This is a genomic window from Lactobacillus sp. B4007, from assembly GCF_026535895.1.
In the GTDB taxonomy this organism is placed as follows: domain Bacteria; phylum Bacillota; class Bacilli; order Lactobacillales; family Lactobacillaceae; genus Lactobacillus; species Lactobacillus panisapium.
On record NZ_JAFNPA010000001.1, the window covers coordinates 651,067 to 672,036 of the forward strand.

17 protein-coding genes are annotated in these 20,970 nt (G+C 37.7%); 9 read left to right on the forward strand and 8 right to left on the reverse strand.

Annotation, left to right across the window (positions count from 1 at the left end; translation table 11 throughout):
- Positions 1-173: 173 nt before the first annotated feature.
- Together J3U54_RS03130 and J3U54_RS03135 are read left to right on the forward strand one after the other, a co-directional pair.
- Positions 174-1,025, forward strand: a complete 852-nt coding sequence (locus J3U54_RS03130; RefSeq protein ID WP_267385027.1) for a helix-turn-helix domain-containing protein — start codon at positions 174-176, stop codon at positions 1,023-1,025.
- Between the two features lie 106 nt (positions 1,026-1,131).
- The gene (locus tag J3U54_RS03135) at positions 1,132-1,995 is read left to right on the forward strand and encodes an NAD(P)-dependent oxidoreductase (protein WP_267385028.1); all 864 of its coding nucleotides are present in this window, start codon (positions 1,132-1,134) and stop codon (positions 1,993-1,995) included.
- Between the two features lie 85 nt (positions 1,996-2,080).
- Here J3U54_RS03135 and J3U54_RS03140 read toward each other — a convergent pair whose 3' ends face one another.
- The 4 genes from J3U54_RS03140 to nrdJ are packed head-to-tail and all read right to left on the reverse strand — an operon-like array spanning position 2,081 to position 5,816.
- Positions 2,081-2,620, reverse strand: coding sequence for a cob(I)yrinic acid a,c-diamide adenosyltransferase (locus tag J3U54_RS03140; protein ID WP_267385030.1), 540 nt, complete (start codon positions 2,618-2,620; stop codon positions 2,081-2,083).
- Positions 2,617-3,132: an ECF transporter S component gene (locus J3U54_RS03145; RefSeq protein WP_103752689.1), complete on the reverse strand. Its 516-nt coding sequence runs from the start codon at positions 3,130-3,132 to the stop codon at positions 2,617-2,619. Before J3U54_RS03145 ends, J3U54_RS03140 begins: the two co-directional genes overlap by 4 nt.
- A 6-nt stretch (positions 3,133-3,138) precedes the next feature.
- The gene (locus J3U54_RS03150; RefSeq protein WP_103752690.1) at positions 3,139-3,528 is read right to left on the reverse strand and encodes a DUF4430 domain-containing protein; all 390 of its coding nucleotides are present in this window, start codon (positions 3,526-3,528) and stop codon (positions 3,139-3,141) included.
- Positions 3,529-3,581: 53 nt separating this feature from the next.
- Positions 3,582-5,816, reverse strand: a complete 2,235-nt coding sequence (gene nrdJ, locus J3U54_RS03155; RefSeq protein WP_267385032.1) for a ribonucleoside-triphosphate reductase, adenosylcobalamin-dependent — start codon at positions 5,814-5,816, stop codon at positions 3,582-3,584.
- 631 nt (positions 5,817-6,447) lie between these two features.
- Here nrdJ and J3U54_RS03160 point away from each other — a divergent pair.
- From J3U54_RS03160 to proC, 3 genes are all read left to right on the forward strand, one after another.
- On the forward strand, positions 6,448-7,149 hold the full coding sequence (locus tag J3U54_RS03160) for a YjjG family noncanonical pyrimidine nucleotidase (RefSeq protein ID WP_103752693.1): 702 nt from the start codon (positions 6,448-6,450) through the stop codon (positions 7,147-7,149).
- A 73-nt stretch (positions 7,150-7,222) separates the two neighbouring features.
- Positions 7,223-8,086: an aldo/keto reductase gene (locus tag J3U54_RS03165; protein WP_103752694.1), complete on the forward strand. Its 864-nt coding sequence runs from the start codon at positions 7,223-7,225 to the stop codon at positions 8,084-8,086.
- 23 nt (positions 8,087-8,109) lie between these two features.
- Complete coding sequence (proC, locus tag J3U54_RS03170; protein WP_220235026.1) at positions 8,110-8,877, forward strand: pyrroline-5-carboxylate reductase; 768 nt, start codon at positions 8,110-8,112, stop codon at positions 8,875-8,877.
- Positions 8,878-9,001: 124 nt separating this feature from the next.
- On the opposite strand, the gene J3U54_RS03175 is transcribed toward proC, so the two are convergent.
- Both J3U54_RS03175 and J3U54_RS03180 read right to left on the reverse strand, forming a co-directional pair.
- Positions 9,002-9,724, reverse strand: a complete 723-nt coding sequence (locus J3U54_RS03175; RefSeq protein WP_103752696.1) for a phosphatase — start codon at positions 9,722-9,724, stop codon at positions 9,002-9,004.
- Between the two features lie 25 nt (positions 9,725-9,749).
- Positions 9,750-11,324 carry an alpha-glucoside-specific PTS transporter subunit IIBC gene (locus tag J3U54_RS03180; protein WP_267385034.1) on the reverse strand — a complete coding sequence of 525 codons (1,575 nt, stop codon included), beginning with the start codon at positions 11,322-11,324 and terminating at the stop codon, positions 9,750-9,752.
- A 186-nt stretch (positions 11,325-11,510) separates the two neighbouring features.
- Here J3U54_RS03180 and treR point away from each other — a divergent pair, with 186 nt between their 5' ends.
- Positions 11,511-12,239, forward strand: a complete 729-nt coding sequence (gene treR, locus J3U54_RS03185; protein ID WP_103752698.1) for a trehalose operon repressor — start codon at positions 11,511-11,513, stop codon at positions 12,237-12,239.
- Positions 12,240-12,252: 13 nt separating this feature from the next.
- Positions 12,253-13,920 (forward strand): alpha,alpha-phosphotrehalase, encoded by a 1,668-nt coding sequence (gene treC / locus J3U54_RS03190; protein ID WP_267385036.1) that lies wholly within the window; start codon positions 12,253-12,255, stop codon positions 13,918-13,920.
- A 147-nt stretch (positions 13,921-14,067) separates the two neighbouring features.
- Here the strand turns inward: treC and J3U54_RS03195 are convergent, their stop codons facing one another.
- Positions 14,068-15,078 (reverse strand): D-2-hydroxyacid dehydrogenase, encoded by a 1,011-nt coding sequence (locus tag J3U54_RS03195; protein WP_103752700.1) that lies wholly within the window; start codon positions 15,076-15,078, stop codon positions 14,068-14,070.
- Between the two features lie 375 nt (positions 15,079-15,453).
- On the opposite strand from J3U54_RS03195, the gene J3U54_RS03200 reads away from it, so the two are divergent.
- A complete protein-coding gene (locus tag J3U54_RS03200; protein WP_220220503.1) occupies positions 15,454-16,281 on the forward strand; it encodes an exodeoxyribonuclease III in 828 nt (275 codons plus the stop codon).
- Between the two features lie 88 nt (positions 16,282-16,369).
- On the forward strand, positions 16,370-19,219 hold the full coding sequence (locus J3U54_RS03205; RefSeq protein WP_267385037.1) for a DUF3427 domain-containing protein: 2,850 nt from the start codon (positions 16,370-16,372) through the stop codon (positions 19,217-19,219).
- Positions 19,220-19,305: 86 nt separating this feature from the next.
- Here J3U54_RS03205 and J3U54_RS03210 read toward each other — a convergent pair whose 3' ends face one another.
- Complete coding sequence (locus J3U54_RS03210) at positions 19,306-20,439, reverse strand: serine hydrolase domain-containing protein (protein ID WP_228706349.1); 1,134 nt, start codon at positions 20,437-20,439, stop codon at positions 19,306-19,308.
- Between the last annotated feature and the right edge of the window lie 531 nt (positions 20,440-20,970).

The following is a 20,970-nucleotide window of genomic DNA, read 5'->3' on the forward strand; positions in this document are numbered from 1 at the left end:
GTTCGTAGGTTAATTTACGATCTGGATACCCGCAATAAAGCGATTAATCATTAAAATTGTAATACTTAGAGCTAAGGTTAAGTCAAATATTAATTGCAAATTTTTTAACCAGTTTTTAGTATTATAATCATTATTAAGAATAATGTTTGGAACTAAAATAATAGGATAGCAAAATGACAATTGGCGCTTTATTAAAACAGTACCGACTTGAAAACGGCAAGACGCAAAAAGAATGGGCGGCTGGCATTGTCAGCCCTTCGTATTATTCAAAAGTTGAACAAAATAAGCATCGCATTACCGCCGAAGACTTGATTGCAGTCTTGCGCACAAACCAAATTGGCTTGTGGGATTTCTTTCAAAGGCTGGATGATAGTGAACAGCAACAATTTGATGAATTTAAATTTGTTGATCATGCAATTAACCAAGCATGGTATCAAAATGATCAGGCCAAGCTGAAAGAAATTAGGCAATATGTTGAAGATAGTACAATGGCCAATCAAGACAAATGGCTGCTTTACCTTGATGCAGTCGAGGTGGAAATTAATAATCAGCCAGAAAAATTAAGTGCAGAAAAACGTGCACGATTACAAGAATGGCTGTTTGATTTTACTGATTTTGACGAAACGAAATTACGAGTTTATATCAATTTGATGCCATTTTATGACCTTGACAGCAACCTGCTCTTTAGCAAAAAAGTTATTGCTAAATTGCAAAAGTCGGATAAGTCGCGGCATCAAACAGAATTATTAGGCATAATTGGCAATTTGTTGATTGATTTAATTAAAGCCAAGCGATATGAGTATACCGGCTGGTTGATTGAAGCAGCAGCTAAGGTGGCAACAAGGCCAGAGCTGTTTTTCTATAAAAATATTTTAGTGTTGCTTGAAAATATGGTGAAGTATCATTTTGACCATCAAGATAAATATCTGAAAAAGTGTGAATGGGCAATTAAAAACTTTACCTTAATAGGGATGCCTGAGTATGGCAATGAAGTGGATTCTTTTTTCCGCCAATACTGCGATTAGGAGCGCTGGCTAATATAAAAATCTATTGGCTTGCTAGCAAATAAAAAAACTGGTGCTATGATAGGTTTATATATGAAAACCATTAGTTATAAAGGAGTGATTCTTAATGAAAGTTGGTTTTATTGGAACCGGGGTAATGGGAAATGCGATTTGCCTCAATTTATTGCAAGCTGGTCATGAGCTCTGGGTTTACAACCGAACAAAAAGTAAAACGGATAATTTGGTTGCTAAGGGTGCGACTTGGTGTGAAAGTCCAAAAGCGGTAGTTGAGCAAGCCGAAGTGATCTTTTCAATCGTCGGTTTTCCTAAAGATGTCGAGCAAGTTTACTTTGGTGAAAATGGGATTTTGACAGCAACCGTTAAGGATAAGTACTTGGTTGACATGACCACATCAAAACCGGCACTTGCTCAGCGCATTTTTACTGAAGGTGAAAAGCTTGGCGCTAAAGTTTTAGATGCACCTGTATCTGGTGGTGATTTGGGTGCTAAAAATGGTACGCTGACGATTATGGTCGGTGGTGATAAGGCAGCCTATGATGATTTGGCAGATCTTTTTAAAGACTTTGGCAAGTCAGTTCATTATTTTGGCCCAGCTGGTTCAGGACAAAATACAAAGATGGCTAATCAAATTATGATTGCAGGTACAATGACTGGAATGACAGAGATGCTGGTTTATGCCAAGAAGGCTGGACTTGATCTTAATGCCGTGCTAGAAACTGTGGGTGCTGGTAGTGCAGCAAACTGGAGTTTAAGTAATTATGGTCCCCGAGTTTTAAAGGGTGATTACACTCCGGGCTTTTTTAGCAAGCACTTTTTAAAGGATCTCAGAATTGCGCTAGATACGGCTAAGGAAATGAAACTTGAATTGCCAGCAACCGAGAAAGCGGCTGAGCTTTACGCTAAACTGGTTGATGAAAAAGGACTAGGCGATTTAGGAACGCAGGGCTTAATTAAACTTTGGTGGAATTAGCTGCGTTAAAATTGCAAACTAAAAAACGACCGATACTAATGGGGGTTCTTATCAGTATCAGTCGTTTTTTTTAATGACTACTAACTTATAGTTTGCTTTTAACTTCTGCTACGCCGTCCAAAACGTTCGCGTAACGAGCCAAAATAAAAAGATAGTCAGATAATCGGTTAATGTATTTTAAGCAAGCAGGAGCCAATTTTTGCTCTTCAGCGTCCAATTTAACCATTGCTCGCTCAGCTCGTCTGGCAATTGTGCGAGCATAATGTAAGTGTGATGCTGTTAGCGATCCGCCGGGTAAAATAAAGTGGGTTGTTTTTGGAATTTGCTGGTTAAGCTCATCGATTTGCTTTTCAAGCGCGGTAACTTTAGCGCCAGTAATCTGCTCATGCCGTTTGACAACAATGTCACTTTCAAGCTCGTATAGATCACGCTGCAAATTTTGCACTGGTGCCAATAACTTTTGGCAATTAACGGATAAACTTGCGGCTACAACGCCGAGATACGAATCAAGTTCATCAATGTCACCTACGGCAACAATTTGGAGGTCATATTTGGGTACCATTTTGCCAGTAACTTGTTTGGTAAAACCATGATCGCCAACTTTGGTATAAATTTTGATAGTCATGATAGCCTCTTTTGGTAATGATCAAGTGCGATGTTAAGGGGTTTGTATAAAATAGGATAAAAAACTAAATTACCAATGGCATGGTAAGTATCAAAGGTCAGGCTGCCGGCCCAATAAGCTAGGAAGGCCTGGAAGCCGCCAAAAATGGACATCCCGAAATCAACAAAACAACCATATTCCCAGCCTAAGAACGTGACAAGTATCAGTTGCAAAATAAAGTGCTTTTTTAATGGCGTAAATTTTGCAAATAACGCCACGGTTAGAACACAGCCGCCATAGGCAAGAACCTGCGAAACGGTCCAAATGCCAAAGCCCAGATAGATGTTAGAAACGACCATCGTTAAAATGGCCAAAGCAAAACCAAAAGTAAAGCCCAAATTTAGCGTAACGATCATTAAAATTGCAGTAACTGGTTGAACATTAGGTACAGGAATAATCTTAAAAATTCTAAGCGCCACGCACATTGCGGTTAAGATCGCAAGTAGTGCTATTTTTTTGGTTGAGTTGTGCATAATTAATTAGTTCATCTTAGCTAAAGTGAATTTAACCTTGTCTTTATTACCCACTCTTTGCTCAGTTGCGCCTTTGTTAGCGAATTTACCGTTAATGGTATATGTCCAGTAAACGTGTTTTGCCTTATTTTGACTCTTACCAGCAATCGAAGTAATAAAGCCGTTAGTACTCTTTACGTGCCATAATTTTCTGAGTCCTTGCATAACCGTTGAATGCTTAGCTAATTTAACAGTCCGCTTTTTATAATTCTTGTTATTTACTTTAAGAGTGTAGGTAACGTGAATTTTGCTTGCTGCACTAACCGTAGTAGGTGTTTGCGTAGTTTCATAACCTGCAAAGGTAAAAGTGAAAATTGTTGCTAAACCGGTAATGACTGCTAATTTATTTTTTTTCATGATAAAAACTCCTCGTAATATTTTTCTGATAACGTAATAATTTGTAATTTTGACTATTTAACTGGGCAAGCGCCGTTTTCACAATCTTCTTGATCAACAAGTTCTAAGTCTTTTTGATCGTCGTGTTGTTTGGCAAAGACACTGGCAACATCGCCTGAAATCTGGGCTTTGCGTTTTTCATAAGTTTCCTTATCAATTGGCTCTTTTGGTGCTTGTTCTAATGAACCACCATAATAAGGCAATAAAGAAGTTGACTTAATTACATGACGGTATTGCTTAAACAGCGAATTAATCTTATCGCCTTCCTCTTTTTGGAAGGTGACGGTACAACTAACAGCGTTGTCGGACCAATATGTTTGTAAAAACGCTTGGGTGGCAAATTGCTCTTCGATTGAAACCGTTCCGGCAGAAGCAAAGTTTTCACTATCCGCATGGGCTGCCCGTAATGGAAATTCAACACAAGTAGTGTTTGGTGAATAAATATCGGGTTCAGAATAATAGCCGCAAGCTGCTAATGCTTTTAATAATGGATCGGAAGCTTGGAAACGAATTCGCTGAATTAAATAGCCAGCATAGTGGAAGTGCATTCCTTCAGATGCACCTGCAAGTTTAGCTACAGTTCCTGATGGCTTAACAGTAGTATGCTTAATTGATGGCTCGCAGTGCAGCGCCTTGCTATACTCATTGTCTGCATCAACAACGGCTTGATATGCAGAAGTAACCATTTTGATTCCTTTAGGATCGTAGATCGGCACCTTGATTTTTTCACCAGTTTCTTGATCGACCTCATCCTTAAAGCCGGTGACAACCCGGTGGCCTAAATCATTTAAGAGCCAATCTTGAATTCCTGACATGGAAACACCGATACGCCGGTTTTTATAAATAATCTGGCGAGAAATCTCCCAGTCGTAGGCACTAAAGGTTACGCGCTTGGTGTAGCGTGCGGCCAGCTTGAAGACATCTTGAAGATTCCAGCCTTGTTTTTCAGCGATATAAGGGAAAACTTCAAATAGGTTGCATGGCTCGCCATTTCCAAGCGAGATCTCACCACACGGATTGGTTCCCTCGACTTCGCCATCAATGTCTTTTTGATAGCCATCAATTATACGACCGTAATTACGCGATAAATCAAGGTTAACAATTCCCGGCTCACCGTTTTCCCGAATACCATTGGCGATAGGCTCATAATCATTAAATTCAGCGTCGATTGCGACACTATTATTAGAAGCCCAGCGATGATGATAAAGCTTATCTTTATCCTGTTTCATTGTGATGAAGTCTTGGTCATCATTTGAACCAAGTGCCAATTCTGCTGATCTTCTGACATTGCCAGCAACAACGGTTTTACCGATTAAATTGCAGATATCGGTGCCATCAACGGAAGTTAGGTGACCGCCAACGCGATCGTTAATAATTTGGTTAATTTCAAAAACCATTTCTACTAGTGGCATTGGTCCTGAAGCTGTTCCGCCAAAACCATGAATCTTGGCGCCATAAGGCCGAATATCACTGATATCCAAAACTAGCTTTTGCTTGTTTTCAGGATTGGTTTGGTTAAAGTGCATATCAATTAGGCGTGCATTAGCTAAAACCCAGCCTTCGCGAGTATCGGGCAGCTTATAGTAAACATAATCGGTAGCGCCGTCGTTTTGCTCTTCCCAAGTTGCTTTGTCAGTTGCACCTAATTTAACTGAGTCTTGGTAAGAAGCACTCTTCTTATCAATTACAACAGTTAAATCAACTTTTTGATCAACTGGTGGAATTTTGGCAATATTTTCTTTTACGACAGAAAAACCAACACCGCCGCCTTTCATGAGCTGATCAAAAACAAAAGAAAAAGGCATTGAAACAGTTTGTTCATCCTTAGATAAGTACGAAGGAACAATATGACTGTCACCGTATTTTTGCGGTCGAATTGCGATAAACCAGCAATTGTTTAGTGAGTCACCGTTGCGCTTTTGGTAATCAGTTCCAGACACCCAGAGATTACGTCCAGATGGAGTGGCGGCAAGCCCATAAACTAGCCGGTACAATTCGCGGGCCTCATTGGTTAATTCGGTAATGACTTCCTCAGAAGGTGAGTCAGCAAGCCGTGGGTCAAGGTTAATGTTTCCTTCAACCACACGTTTGACGGTTTCGTCCCACTCTTCGGACCGGTTTTCTTGTGGAAGCCACCGGGCATAAGTCCGCTTGTAGGTGACCCAGCCTAATTCGCCCCAATGAGGTGAAATATTTTGTTTCACTTGATCAATATAAGCCTGATCTAAGCTTATCGTTGTGTTTTTCATGTGTAAAATAGCTCCTAAAAACTAACAATTGTTTCACACATACATTATGTATGGCTACAGAAAGAACTATACCACAATATCTTGTATTTGATAGTCGATATGCTACACTAAAACACGAACAAAAAACTCTAACTAAAGTGGGAGTAAGACTCGGCGAAAATAAAAAAATCATATAGGAATACCTGTACATAAAAAGCACGATAAGTATAAGAAATTGCTTATACTTATCGTGCTTAGCTAATCTTTAGTGGATTTTTATTTAAGAACCTAATAGTGCAACGGCAATAAAAATTATAGCTCCTAGTATGATTAACGGAACTAACAGGTGAATGAAAAAAACAAATACAAAACCGCAAGCCAGCAAGAAAAATAGGATTTTGAGCGTCCCGATCCCTAGCTTAACAAAAGCCCATATTAGAAAAATAATCAATAGAAGAGTAAGCATGTTTAATTATTCCTCCAAGTCATAGTTTTAGGGAATTATATGTGTCATTATTAAGATAAAGTAGTCTTTTGCATAAATTTAAGAAAAAGATAATTTTCTCATTATAATAAATAAAATACTGGTATAATAATTTTCCATGTTAGTATGTGTTATTTCCTAGGAAATAACTAGAAAGGATGAAATTACTTGCACTTCAAACAGATTATATTTGATGTTGATGATACATTGATTGATTTTGCCGATACGGAGAATTTTGCTCTTCATAGCCTTTTTAATGCACATCAATGGGAACTTACGGATGAAATCCAGCGGCAATATCATGCGTATAATCAGGGGCTTTGGCGTCAGCTAGAAAATGGCGCTCTTACTTATCAAGAATTAAGTGAAATGGTTTTTCATAATTTTCTGAAAGATACTTTTAATATTGAAGTTAATGGTCTTGCTGTCATGGATGAATATCGTTCTTATTTTTCTCGTGCGTATAAGCTTTTACCGGGTGTCGAGGACACTTTGCGTTTTGCTCAGAAACAAAATCTGGAATTAACAATTTTGACTAATGGCGAGACTTTTATGCAGAGACATCGCCTTGAACTGGCTGGAATTAAAGATTATTTTGATTTAATCGTTACTTCTGAAGAGGCTGGCTATTCTAAACCAGATAGTCGCATTTTTGATTATTTCTTTGCTCGGACCAAGTTTGGCCCAGAAGATACGGTCTTCTTTGGTGATGGACTGCAGTCTGATATCTTAGGTGCGGAGAATTATGGTTTTAGCAGTATTTGGTATAATCATCGTCATCGGAAAAATAACATGAATTTGCATCCGCTGTTTGAAGTAACAACTTATCCACAATTTGTAAAACTTCTTAAAAACAATTTCCAAAAGTAGTCGAAATCTGTTAATGTATTAATGATATCAATATTTAATTTACTAAAATATAACGAGTCGAGAGGTGAAAATAATGACTGTTGATATTCATTCTATGTCTGACACCTACCAATTAAATAACGGAGTTAAGATTCCAGCTATTGGATTAGGTACATGGCAAACGCCAGATGGCGATATTGCAAAAAGTGCTGTCAAAGACGCTATTAATTTGGGCTACCGATTAATTGATACAGCTGCAGCTTATGATAATGAAGTAAGTATTGGTAAAGGAATTAGAGAAAGCGGTGTTAACCGTTATGACTTATTTATTACTACTAAGCTGTGGAATGATATGCATGGCTACAAAAAGACCAATGAAGCAATTGATAAAAGCTTAGAAAAGTTAGATGTAGATTATATTGATCTGTATTTAATCCATTGGCCTAATCCTGTCGGAATTCGCGACCACTGGGCAGAAATGAATGCTGGAAGCTGGCGTGCGATGGAAGAAGCTCAAATTGCTGGGAAAATTCGTGCGATTGGTGTATCAAACTTTAGGCGAGAACACCTCGATGAAATACTAAAAACGTCATCTGTTCGTCCAGTGGTTAATCAAATTTATCTTAATCCAAGCGATATGCAAGAAAATGTAACTTCATATAATGAAGAATTGGGAATTCTTAGTGAAGCATATAGTCCTTTAGGACGAGGTGGCTTATTTAACAATGAGACTGTTGTCGAAGTTGCTAAGCATTATGATAAGACTCCTGCGCAAATTTTGTTGCGCTGGTCATTGCAACATCAATTTGTACCTTTGCCTAAGTCTGTCCACCGTGACCGAATGAAAGAAAACGCCGCTATTTTCGATTTCGCAATTAGTGAAGAAGATATGCAAGCTTTAGATCATTTACATGGTGTAGCAGAAATGGCTACTGATCCAGATAACACTGATTTTTAATAAGATAAATTTTAAGGTGATAAATGATGAAAGTAGGATTTATTGGAACTGGCAAAATTGGTAAGGCAATTATTTTGGGCTTATTACAAGGTAAGACGGCCAGTCAAGATATTTATGTTTTTGACGGTGGTCACCGGTCAGCGCAAAAGGTTGCAGCTGAACTGAATTTGCACCTAGTAGATGACTATGCTGCTTTTAACGACTGCCAGGCAGTGATTGTGGCTGTCGGTGGCTCAGTTATAACATCAATTTTTCATGAACTTGGGCAAAAGTATCATGGTATCATTTTGTCAACTGGTGGTGGTGATCTTACTACAATCAACCAAGAATTACCGGATGATTCTTCTTTTGTCAAAATTGTTCCTAATACGCCAGTTCAAATTGGTGAGGGGATTACAGCGATGAGCTTTGTTCCCGGAGAAAAGAAGCAGGTAATTAACACTGTTAAAGCTCTGTTTGAGCAAATGGGCAGTGTTTATGTCGTTCCTGCGGATTTATTAGGAATTTATGGAACTGTTGCAGGTTGCACACCAGCATATGTTAATATGATGATTGAGGCTTTAAGCGACGCTGCTGTCCAAAATGGCGTTAAGCGGGCCGAATCTTACCAAATTGTGGAACAGATGCTGGTAGGTACTGCGAAGCTTGCATTATCTAGTAAGAAATTGCCTGAAGAATTAAAGGATGAAGTAACTACTCCAGGTGGGTCTACCATAAGAGGTGTAGTTAAATTGGAACAAGAAGGTTTTAGAAATGCCTTAATTAAGGCAGTCAATGCTTCAGCTAATTAAGAAATAAAAGTGTTTGAAAAAAGACAGTTTGTAGTTAAAATTGCGACAATATTATAAGCAAAAAACTGATAAATCAACTAGATTTATCAGTTTTTATTTACTATTTATGTGCTGTTCTTAAAAACTATTTTTCTATTCGCGGAAAAGCTGAAGAAAAAGTTTCTAAATCGCGGTTTACGATTAGTTCCTGCGGAAAATCAATTTCTTCTAGCATTTTTAGTGCATCAGTAAAGTTTCCAATATTACTAGCAAAATGTGCATCAGAGCTAATTGTAACTCTTACACCGTATTTTTTACATAAAAGAGCAATGTCTCGACAGTTTTTTCGTGCATTTTTTCTATATGGAAAAGATGAAGAATTAATTTCAACAATTTTATGATATCGTTTGAACAGCTTAATAATTTTTTCGTGAGAAAAAGCATAATTGTCATTCCCACAATGTCCAATAATATCGATCCATGGATTTTTTGCTACAGCTTCCCAAATTTGATCATGTTCTTTATTTGTGGCAGGCTTAAGTACTTTTTCATGACATGAAGCAATCACTATATCTAGCTTGTTTAATGTGTAAGTTGGCATATCAATATTGCCATTATAATCAGTAATACTTGTTTCAATTCCCTTAAAAACGCGAATTCCATTAACAACTTTAGGAATAGCTTTGCGCATGTTACCAAAATAAGAGGTTGGGAAAGTTTCTCCTGTACCTAGGCCAGGAGCGTGATCTGTAACAACCAGGCCAGTTAATCCTTTTTCTTTTGCAACCTGAACATTTTCCATCACTGTACTATATGCATGAACTGATGCGAGCGTATGTGTATGTGTGTCAATTTTTGCTTGTAACATTTTTAACTCTTTTCTATATTTTGATTTATAAGAGCTTATCAAAAGCATCTTTTACTTGTGGGACACTTGTGCCTACAACTACCTGAATATTGTCGTCTTTTCGAATGACTGCAATTGCATCATTGTTGCGGAAATAATCGTCATCCTTTACTAAAGAAGGATCCTTCACCGTTGTTCGTAAACGGGTGGCACAATTTGTTACACTTATGATATTTTCTTTACCGCCTAATCCATTAAGGTAAGCTTGTGCTTTAGTTTCAAAGGAAGAAAGTTTATTTGTTGCTGCCTTACCAGAACTCTTTTTTTCTTTATAGTCTTTTTTAGTATAAAGTTTTGTTTCACCACTGTCTTGCCGTCCAGGTGTTTTAATATCAAATTTTATAATTAAAAAGTACATTACAATAAAGAAAATAAAGGTAAAAATTAGTCCAACGATAATTTGCTTAATATATTCGTTATGATGATTTTGCCATAAGGGAATCCAGTTCTTCGCTAGCCATGTAATTAGACCACTGGTAAAATCGCCCCGGGTCCCGATAGTGTATTCTGCCCATGATAGGGTTGCACAAAGAATAGCGTACACCACATATAACGGTGGTGAAACGAATAAAAATGTAAATTCTAATGGTTCGGTAATGCCACCAATAATGGCTGAAATTGCTGCTGGCACAACTAGAGCAGCTGTTTTCCTCTTGTTTTCCGGTTTAGCAGCAAAATATAACGCTGCTGCTACGCCTGGAGCTCCGAAAATTTTATTATGGCCATATAACTTAAAGGCAGCACCTGGAAACAGCTTAGCTAAAGGGGTAGTGGTTTGGCTAAATTTGACTAAATGGTCAAGCCAATAGGTTGTAATTCCGCCATTTACAATGACAGGACCATATGAAAAAGGCTGAGTTAATAAGTGATGCAATCCGGTTGGAAGCAAAAGTCTCTCTAATAACGTATAGCACCAAATACCAAAACCACCACTAGCCACAAAAAAATGCTGAATAGAGCTCATTCCTTTTTGAAATACAGGCCAGATAAAACAAAAAATAAGTGCAATTACAATTGAGCACATCATACCTAAAAAGACAACAAGTGACGAACCGTTAAACATAGCTAACCAATCTGGAACTTTTTTGTCAAAAAAGTGGTCATGAAGATAAACAACTAGTAGCGCTATAATAATGGCACCCACTAAACCAGTGTCTAGGGTTTTAATTCCGCCAATTAGTTTTAGACCTGACCCCTCAACGGGATCAACTGAAAAATCTATTCCAAAAAATTTACCGAAATTAGTTAAAATAGCTCCTATAAAATAATTAAATGACATGTAGACAACAAAAGACTCCATGCTAACTCGTGCTAAAGATTTTGTTGCTAATCCAATTGGTAGCGCAATAACAAAAAGTAATTCTAGGTTATTAAATACTGTCCACATTCCCGCGCTAACTACGCTCCATATGCGGTACCATACCGTACCCTCATTTGCAATTGACCCCATAATGATAGGATTTTGAAAAATAATGGTAATTGCCAGAATAATACCTGAAAAAGATAATAGCATTACGGGTGTAAACATGGCACCACCAAATTTTTGCAGTTTTTCTTTCAATGTCAGACCTCCTCTATATCTGTCTTTTATTAAAACGCTTTTAAATAAAAGCTTATACTTGTACATACATGTTGTCAAACAGCTAGAAAGATAGATATTTTGGTGCTAATAAATAATAATTAGTTTAATTTAGCTCTTGTACAGACATCATTCGATATAATAGAATAAAAGTGAAAGGATTTAAAAATGACAGATTCAAAAACAATCTTAATTGCCCAAGATATTGCAGAAAAAATCCGGCATAAGCAATTTAAAGTAGGTAGTTTCCTTCCAAGTGAAAATCATTTGACCAAGCTCTACGGCACTTCACGTGAAACTGTGAGAAAGGCATTAGACCAACTTAATTCTTTAGGAATGATTCAAAAAATTCAGGGAAAAGGCTCAATGGTGTTAGATTTGGGCAGGTATTCGTTTCCTATTTCTGGAATCGAGAGTTTTGCTGAGCTTAATAAATCATTGGGAATGAACGCTGAAACCAAAGTTTTAAATTTGACTAAAACCAAAATGCTACCTGGTCTATTTGCAGAGAAATTTCCCCAAGAAAAGCAAAATGAGGGAATATATCTTGAGCGGCTGCGTTTACTAGCAAATGAACCGGCTGTTTTGGACTGTGATTTTTTATTTACACCCCCAATTGCTGAATTACCGCTATCGGCAGCCCAAAATTCAATTTATCAATATCTTGAAAACGACTTGGGGTTAGAAGTTTCTTATGCCACTAAGACAATTACAGTTGAAAAGGCAACTGAAAATCTTCGGCGAAAACTTGCACTTGAAAATGATATGGTTGTTTTAGTAGCAAGTCGCAGCTTTTTAAGCGATACAACGCCGTTTCAATTGACCCTGTCCTTTCACAACCCAGCAAAATTCAAATTCGTTGATTTTGCACGCAGGCAGAATATTAAGCCGCAATAATTAGGAGAAAAGTATGACCGCTCTGGGAAAAAAAGTAATTTATCAAATCTATCCTAAGTCTTTCTATGATTCAAATAATGACGGAATTGGTGACCTTCGTGGCATTATTGCTAAAATTGATTACATTAAAAAATTAAATGTTGATATGATTTGGTTTAACCCTTTTTTTGTGTCACCACAAAATGATAATGGCTATGATGTAGCGGACTATTACAAGATTGATCCGCTATTTGGTACCATGGCCGACTTTGAAGAACTAGTTGCTAAGCTAAAAGAAATTAACGTTGGCATTATGCTAGATATGGTACTTAATCATTGCTCAACTTCTAATGAATGGTTTCAAAAGGCACTGGCAGGTGATAAAAAATATCAAGACTATTTTTATTTGCGTAAAGCCAAAAAAGATGGCAGCTTGCCAACTAATTGGCAAAGTAAATTCGGGGGCCCGGCTTGGAGCAAGTTTGGTCAAACGGATTATTATTATCTTCATCTTTATGATCCGAGCCAAGCTGACTTAGATTGGCATAATCCAGAAGTGAGAAAAGAAGCTGCCAAAGTAGTTAATTTTTGGCGGGGAAAAGGTGTGCAAGGATTCCGCTTTGATGTCATTAATGTCACCGGAAAAGCAGAAACGCTCGTTGATTCGACCAATCCGGTTGAAGAAAAAGCTTTATATACTGATACGCCAGTGGTTCATCAATATCTCAAGGAATTAAATCGAGCTAGCTTTGGTCAAGATCAAAATAGTGTTACTGTTGGTGAAATGTCATCGACAACTATTGAGAATTCAATTGAGTACACGAAACCAAGCGAGCATGAGTTATCGATGGTTTTTAATTTTCATCATTTAAAGGTTGATTATCAAAATGGCCAGAAATGGACAAAAGAACCATTTGACTTTATGCAATTAAAGCAAATTTTCACTTCGTGGCAGGAAAAAATGGACGAAGGAGGAGGCTGGAACGCACTCTTTTGGAATAATCATGACCAGCCAATGGCCATTAACCGGTTCGGGGCAACGGGCAAGTACCGTGTGAAATCTGCTGAGATGCTCGCTGCAGCCCTACATTTAATGCGTGGAACGCCATTTATTTATATGGGTGAAGAAATTGGGGCGGTCAACCCAACTTATTCGTCAATGAAAGACTATGTCGATATTGAGAGTATTAATGCATTTACCGAATTAAAAAAGGCCAGAATGAGTGAACAAGAAGCCTTTGAGATTGTTAAAACAAAATCTCGCGATAATTCGCGGACACCAATGCATTGGACTAATGATCAGTATGCAGGCTTTAGCAAGCACAAGCCGTGGCTAATGCCAACAGGTCAAGATGAAATTAACGTTGCACAAGAATTGAAAGATGGTGAAATCTTCAATTTTTACCAAAAACTGATCCATTTGCGTAAGAGTGAGGAGTTGATTTCGGACGGACATATCAAAATGTTTTTAAACGATGATCCACAAGTTTTTGCTTATGTCCGTTATTTACAGCACAAGTCGCAAAAGATTGTTGTGCTCAGTAACTTTTTTGGTAAAAAACATGAAGTGGAGCTGCCAGACGGCTTGAAAAATCAGCAAGTCGAAATTTTGATTAGTAATTATGCCAAGATCGGCTCTACTTTAGGGGAGAAAATTAGTCTTCGACCATATGAAACTTTGGCCGTTAAACTGGCAAAGTAATTTTTAGCATAATAAAAAGACGCCTGGATTTTTAAGTAAATCCTAGACGTCTTTTTTAAGTAAAAGAGGTATCAAGTAAGTAAATTGCTACCTTTTTTTAAAGTCAAATCATTAAATGTGTTTAAGAAGGGAAATAAGTTTATGAAATTAAAATTCTTTATCTAAATCAACTGGAGTATCAGGCTTTTCACCATTGATTAACTTCAAGTTGTTGTCAAATGAATTGATAACCATGTTACGAACAGCATGTGTTGTGTAGAAAGCTGTGTGTGGAGTTACCAAAACGTTTGGACGAGCAATTAAATCTGCTAAACGCTTATCAGGTAATTCTTTGTTGCTGAAATCTTCGTTGAAGATACCAACTTCACCTTCGTAAGTATCCATTACAAAGCCGAAGATTTTACCTGAATCAAGACCACGAACAATAGCATCAGTGTCAACAAGTGGACCACGTGATACGTTAACGATAACTACGTCGTCTTTCATCTTCTTGATTGAGTCGTCATTGATCATGTGGATGTTTTCAGGAACATCAGGTACGTGAAGTGAAATGACATCAGATTGAGCATAAAGTTCGTCTAAAGTATCAACGTAGTAGCCCTTCTTCTTAAGAATAGGGTTTTGGAAGATATCATAAGCGATAACCTTAGCGCCAAAGCCTTCCATAATTTTCATAAATACTTGACCAATGTGACCAGTACCGATAACACCAACAGTTTGGTCACGAACTTCACGACCAATTGTAGGTGCCCAACGGAAGTCGTGCTTGGCAAGTTTTTCATCCATTGCCTTGTCTTGACGCAAAACTCTTGCAGCTTGAATAGCAGCGTGTTCAGCAATAGCATCTGGTGAGTAAACTGGTACGTTAGTTAACTTGAAGCCAAGTTCTTTAGCTTTCTTCAAGTCAATGTTGTCAATACCAACGTTACGAATTGACCAGTTGTGAATACCAAGCTTGTCTAAAGCTTCAATGGTATCTGCCTTATAGTCTAATTGTTGGTAAGTTACAACACCATCAGCACCGTTAGCTAATTCAGCAGTTTCTGGAGTCAAAAGTTGATCAGTGTAATCAACTTCGACATCTGGATGAGCGTCTTTCCACTCGTGGACATATGGCTCTTCGTCTTTACGAATCGCATAAGCATAAATTTTAGTCATAAAATCTAACCTCCATAAATCGTTATTACTATCTCTTGTGCTATTATACACTTGTACTAGACGAATTAAAAATACAAAATTGTGAAATGGATCATTTTGAAAAAACGCTCAGTTTGTAACAACCGCTTACATTTGCAGAGTACCAGTTAATCAAGAAAGAAAAATAATTTATTGGATTTTTACCTAAAGTCGTGAAATTTGTAACAATTTTATAATTACTTAAATATTTTTAAATGTGCTTAAAATGATTTTTGGGGTTAGGCTGCTGGCAGAATTATGTTCTGTATACTAAAAATTGCCAAATTAAGTTAATGAAGTTGTGAGTCCGTTTTAAAAAACTATATAATGTATAAGATGGATACAAAGGAGAAAAATATGATCTTAATTTCGTGGAATATTGATTCACTGAATGCTGCGTTAACGGGGACGTCTTCTAGGGCTGTAGAAACACGGAAAGTTTTAGAAAAAATCCATGAGCAAAACGCGGATATTATTGCAATTCAAGAAACTAAACTTCGGTCAACAGGACCAACAAAAAAGCATTTAGAAGTGTTAACAAACGAGTTTCCGGAATATGAAATTGTATGGCGTTCATCAGAAGAGCCCGCTCGTAAAGGCTATGCTGGTACGATGTACTTATATAAAAAGGACTTAGAGCCGACGGTTACTTTTCCTGAAATTGGTGCACCTGAACCAATGGACCAGGAAGGCAGAATCATTACGCTAGAATTTCCCGCTTATTTTGTTACACAAGTTTACACGCCTAATTCAGGAAACGGGTTGAAACGTCTAAGTGAACGACAAGTTTGGGATGAAAAATACATCGCTTATTTGAAGCAGCTGGATAAGCAAAAACCGGTGCTAGCTTGTGGCGATTATAACTGTGCTCATGAAGAAATTGACCTGAAGCACCCCGAAACAAATCATCACTCTGCTGGTTTTACTGATGAAGAGCGTGAAGACTTTACCCAGCTTCTTAATGCCGGTTTTACTGACTCTTTTAGAAAAATCAATGGTGACGTTGAAGGCGTTTATTCTTGGTGGGCGCAAAGAGTTAGGACAGCGAAGGCTAATAACTCAGGCTGGAGAATCGATTATTGGATTACAAGCAATCGAATTGCCGATAAGGTGACTCGCTCAGAAATGATGGATACTGGTGTACGTGCAGACCACTGTCCAATATTGTTAGATATTGACTTGTAAATAAAATTTGAGAGAAATCCTAATGACTGGATTTCTCTTTCTTTATATTATAGATAGAAAAATAAGAAATTTAGAGGCATAAAAATCAATGAATGAACCACTGCAAGATGCCATACTTAATGGTCTCTATGATCAATCATACCCTGGCCATGAGCTTCTCAGTCCTAAATTGTTGCAGAATAATCAAAACGACAACATTTGGTTAACCTTGCGGCAGGAACTGCTCAGTTGCCGCTCATTCACATGGGCAGTTGCATTTATCACACAGGATATGCTCGTCCCCTTAAAAGTCGTTTTGGCGGATTTGGCACGAAAAAATGTTTCCGGGACCTTAATTACGGGTGATTATTTAGCTTTTAATAATCCCCGCGTTTTTCATGAATTAATGAAAATTACTAATCTGACGGTTAAAATTGCCCCTAATACGGGCTTTCACGCAAAAGGCTATTTTTTTGATCATGAGAATTGGGAAACTCTTGTCATAGGTAGCGCCAATTTCACGCGAGCAGCTCTTCTTAGTAATTATGAGTGGGCGCTAAAAGTCAGTTCGAAAGAAAATGCAGCTTTAACTGAGCAAATTAAGCAGCAATTAGTGCAGCTTGATGAAACTAGCCAGCCGTTAACTACTGCTTGGTTAAGTGAATACGAAGCTAACTGGGTTAGCCCTAAGCCAAATGCTATTCAGACTCGCTTTACCCCAACAAAAGCACAGAAGATAACCCCGAATCAGATGCAAAAAGAGGCTCTAAAGGAGCTAACGGGCTTAATTGCTTCGGGACAAAAGCGAGGATTGATTGTTTCGGCGACCGGTACCGGTAAGACATATTTGGGAGCTTTTGCAGTCAAGGATTTTCATCCTAAGAAATTTTTGTATGTGGTACACCGCGAACAAATTGCCAAGAAGGCATTAGAAAGTTTTTACCAGGTAATTGGCGGTGATCGCAAAGATTATGGTCTATTGACAGGGCACAAGCACCAACTTGAACGAAAGTATGTTTTTGCCACTGTCCAAACTTTAAGCCAGCCCGAAATGCTCGCTAATTTAAGTGCAACGGAATTTGATTATATTCTAATTGATGAAGCCCACCGGGCAGCGGCTCCCAGCTATCAGCGGGTCTTTGCTAAATTTACGCCGCAGTTTTGGCTGGGGATGACGGCTACGCCCGAACGAATGGATGACCAGGATGTTTACCAGTTATTTGATTATAATTTAGCTTATGAAATTCGGCTCCGTGGCGCGTTAGAAAATAAGATGCTTGCACCATTTCATTATGTTGGGGTAGAAGACTATGAAGTAGATGGGGAAAGCATTGATGAAACGACTAATTTGCGTAGGCTCCTTGCGCCTAAGCGAGTTGATTACGTACTAAAGCAGCTCGATTATTATGGTTATTGCGGTAAGCAGGCTAAAGGCCTGATTTTTTGCAGTAGGCAGGAAGAGGCCCGCGAATTAGCGCAGATTTTTACGGCTAAAAACCATCCGGCAATTGCCCTGACTAATGAAGATAGTGAAAAGCGGCGAATGCAGGTAGTTAAGCAGCTCGAGCAAGGAAACATTGAATATATCGTTACTGTTGATCTTTTTAACGAGGGAATTGATATTTCGGCACTGAATCAAATAATTATGTTGCGCAATACCCAGTCTAGTATTGTTTTTATTCAACAGTTAGGCCGAGGATTGCGTAAATATCCGGGCAAGGACTACGTAACTGTCATTGACTTTATTGGTAATTATAAAAACAATTATTTAATTCCAATTTCTTTAAATCAAGATAATAGTCGAGACCTGGACAAGGCACGTGAGGAAAGCAAACTACCAGGATTTATTGATGTTTCAACTATTAACTTCAGCCAGGTGGCTTCGGCAAAGATTTTAGCTTCGCTAGATCGCATTAAACTTGATAGTATGAAAGAATTGCGTCAGTCATATTTGGATTTAAAGGAAAAAATTGGGCGGCCACCGCTTTTGCTTGATTTTTATCATTATGGTTCAATCTCGCCAATGGTTTTTGCTAATAATCATGCCTTAAAACACTACGGCCAATTTCTAGTAAAAATGGGTGAACCGGTTGCCTTGAATAAAGAACAAAGTGCTATTTTATCTTTTGTTACGAAAGAATTACTCAATGGCAAGAGACCGCATGAATTAGTTTTATTACAATTATTATTAGAAAAAGACAAGGTAACTCAGTCAGAATTTGAAGAAGCGTTAGCTAAATATAATGCATATATTAATCCTGCAGTACTCAACTCCGTTGAAGATATTTTGACATTAAGCTTTTTTGACATTAAGCAGGGTAAAACGACCAAAAAAGAGCAGTATGGCAATCACGCTTTAATCGAGCGCCCAGATTTGTTTACTTATCTGCTCGCACCTGAATTGAAACAAGCGCTACATGATAGTCAAGATTTTTACCGGCTGTTTTTGGATGCAGTTAAAACAGGCTTGGCGCTTAACCGAGACTATGATAACCAAGAGCAATTTACGCTTTATCAGCAATATGATCGTAAAGATGCTTGCCGCCTATTAAATTGGCCTAAGGATGTTTCGGCCCCGATGTATGGCTACCGGGTTGATAAAAATGAGACCCCAATTTTTATTACTTATAAGAAAGATTCTGCTAAAAAGCGAAGTGCTTTGTACCATAATACGCTTGAAGATGGACGCTCTTTGCGATGGTATACGCGCTCGCCAAGGCACTTGGATTCTGATGAAGTAAAGCGATTGTTAAATACGCCCGACATGAAATTACACATTTTTGTTAAAAAAAGTGATGCAATCGGTAAGCAGTTTTTCTATTTGGGCCAAGCTAATATTCAAAAAGAGACGGTTAAAGAAGAGCAGTTGGGACCAAAGAAAAAAGCAACTGTGGGGATGAACCTGCTGCTTAATAAACCACTACAAGCTAAAATGTACGAATTATTATTTGCAGACTAAAAATTTATCAATTCAACTAAAAAACTCCTATCTGGTATTTGTTGTTACCAAATAGGAGTTTTAATTTTTAACAAAAAAGAGATTATTTAACGTGAGACAAATGTATTTGGCTTAATATGTTGAAGGATTTCGTAACCAACATCTTTTTCGGCATTTTCATTATCATTAGTTTGATTTAAAAACATGACGATGCCATTTTGATTATCGGTAGTCAATTGTACCCACGTGCCAAAGTGCATACCGTAGAAACTTCCGTATGCGCTTTTTAGCGATTCGTTTTGCTTGAGATACATTCCTCCGCAATACTCAGTAATTTTGCTGTTTAAGTGTGTCAAATAGTGAAAATCACTTTTATCTAAAATTGAACCGTCGCTTAACCCAACTTGAATGCGGTAGTATTCATCTGGCGTAGTAAATAAGTTGCCGGCTCCCGGTATTTGCGAGGCGAGGCTTGCTTTGATGTAATTGGCATTTTGATAATTTTTTCCGCCATTTGAATAATAAGAAATAGGATCTGTTATTCCTTTAGGGATGTTCTGGTAAAGGTAAGTATTCTTAAGACCTAATTTTTGAATTATTCTAGTTTGGATGTTTTGTTCATAAGATAGTCCGGTAATTTGGCGAATAATTCCAGTTAACAAAATAAAATTGCTGTTGTTGTAATGATAAGTTCCAACATTATCAGAAGGCGAATTATTGATATTTTTGACGACCCAATCAAGAGCGTCTGCTTCTGAATAAACAATTCCCCGGTTTATTTCTGTTTTGGCAGCTGTGATGCCAGAAGTATGTGTCATCAAGTTGCCAACAGAAATATTATTGGCATTTTTCAAGTTAGGGTACCAACGTGAAATTTTAGTGTTTTGGTTAAATGCCTTGTCAGTATTTTTGGTTTCGTTAATTAGCTGGACAATGATTGCAGCGGTGATTACTTTTTGTAAAGAAGCTGTTGGATAAGTGACCTTGGGGTTACCATTGCCTATTCGTTTGCCATACCAGGCGTAACCGTAACTAATTGTTTGTGGAACGCCGTTTTTGACGACGGTAACGATGCCTCTTACGTGGTGCTTTTTGAAAGTGTTTCTAACAAAATTATACATTTCTGTTTGACTGTTTTGCGTGGTTGTAGTTGCTGCCTGCACTGTGATTGCCCCAGTTGCTAATGGAGCTGAGGCTCCAAGCATCAAAGCGGTAGCAAGAGTGAAAAATTTATGTTTCAAAATATTATTTTCTCCCTTTTGAAGATATTAGAAGTATTATAAATCGTTATCATTAACAAAGAAATGCTAAAAGGTTAAGATTCTTTAACAATCTTTGTAAACGTGAAGTAACAATTGAAACGCTGTAAATTTAGAAAAATAGCAGAGATTAATTAAGTAAGCAGCGGCAATTAAAGTAACACTCAGTACTAATTAGTTGAATAAGCTAGCCAAAACATACTTAAAAAAACGCTAATATTAAGGCTTTATTACTAGAATCAAAAATAAATTACAAAAAAGACTTGCAAAAGTAAAAAAGAGTTGCTAATATTAATAACTGTCGTCGGGCGCAAGGCAAGAGCCAAGCGGAAGGCGGCGAAAAAAATCCGAAAAAACTAGTTGACAACTAAGAGCTAGTTTAGTAAGATAATAAACGCTGTTGTAAAAAAGGCAACAGCGCGGTCAGAAAAAAAGTTCTTGACAAGAGGACAAAGATCTGGCAAAATAAAACAGCGGCGTTTACGAGCGTCGCAGGTAGTACCTTGAAAACTG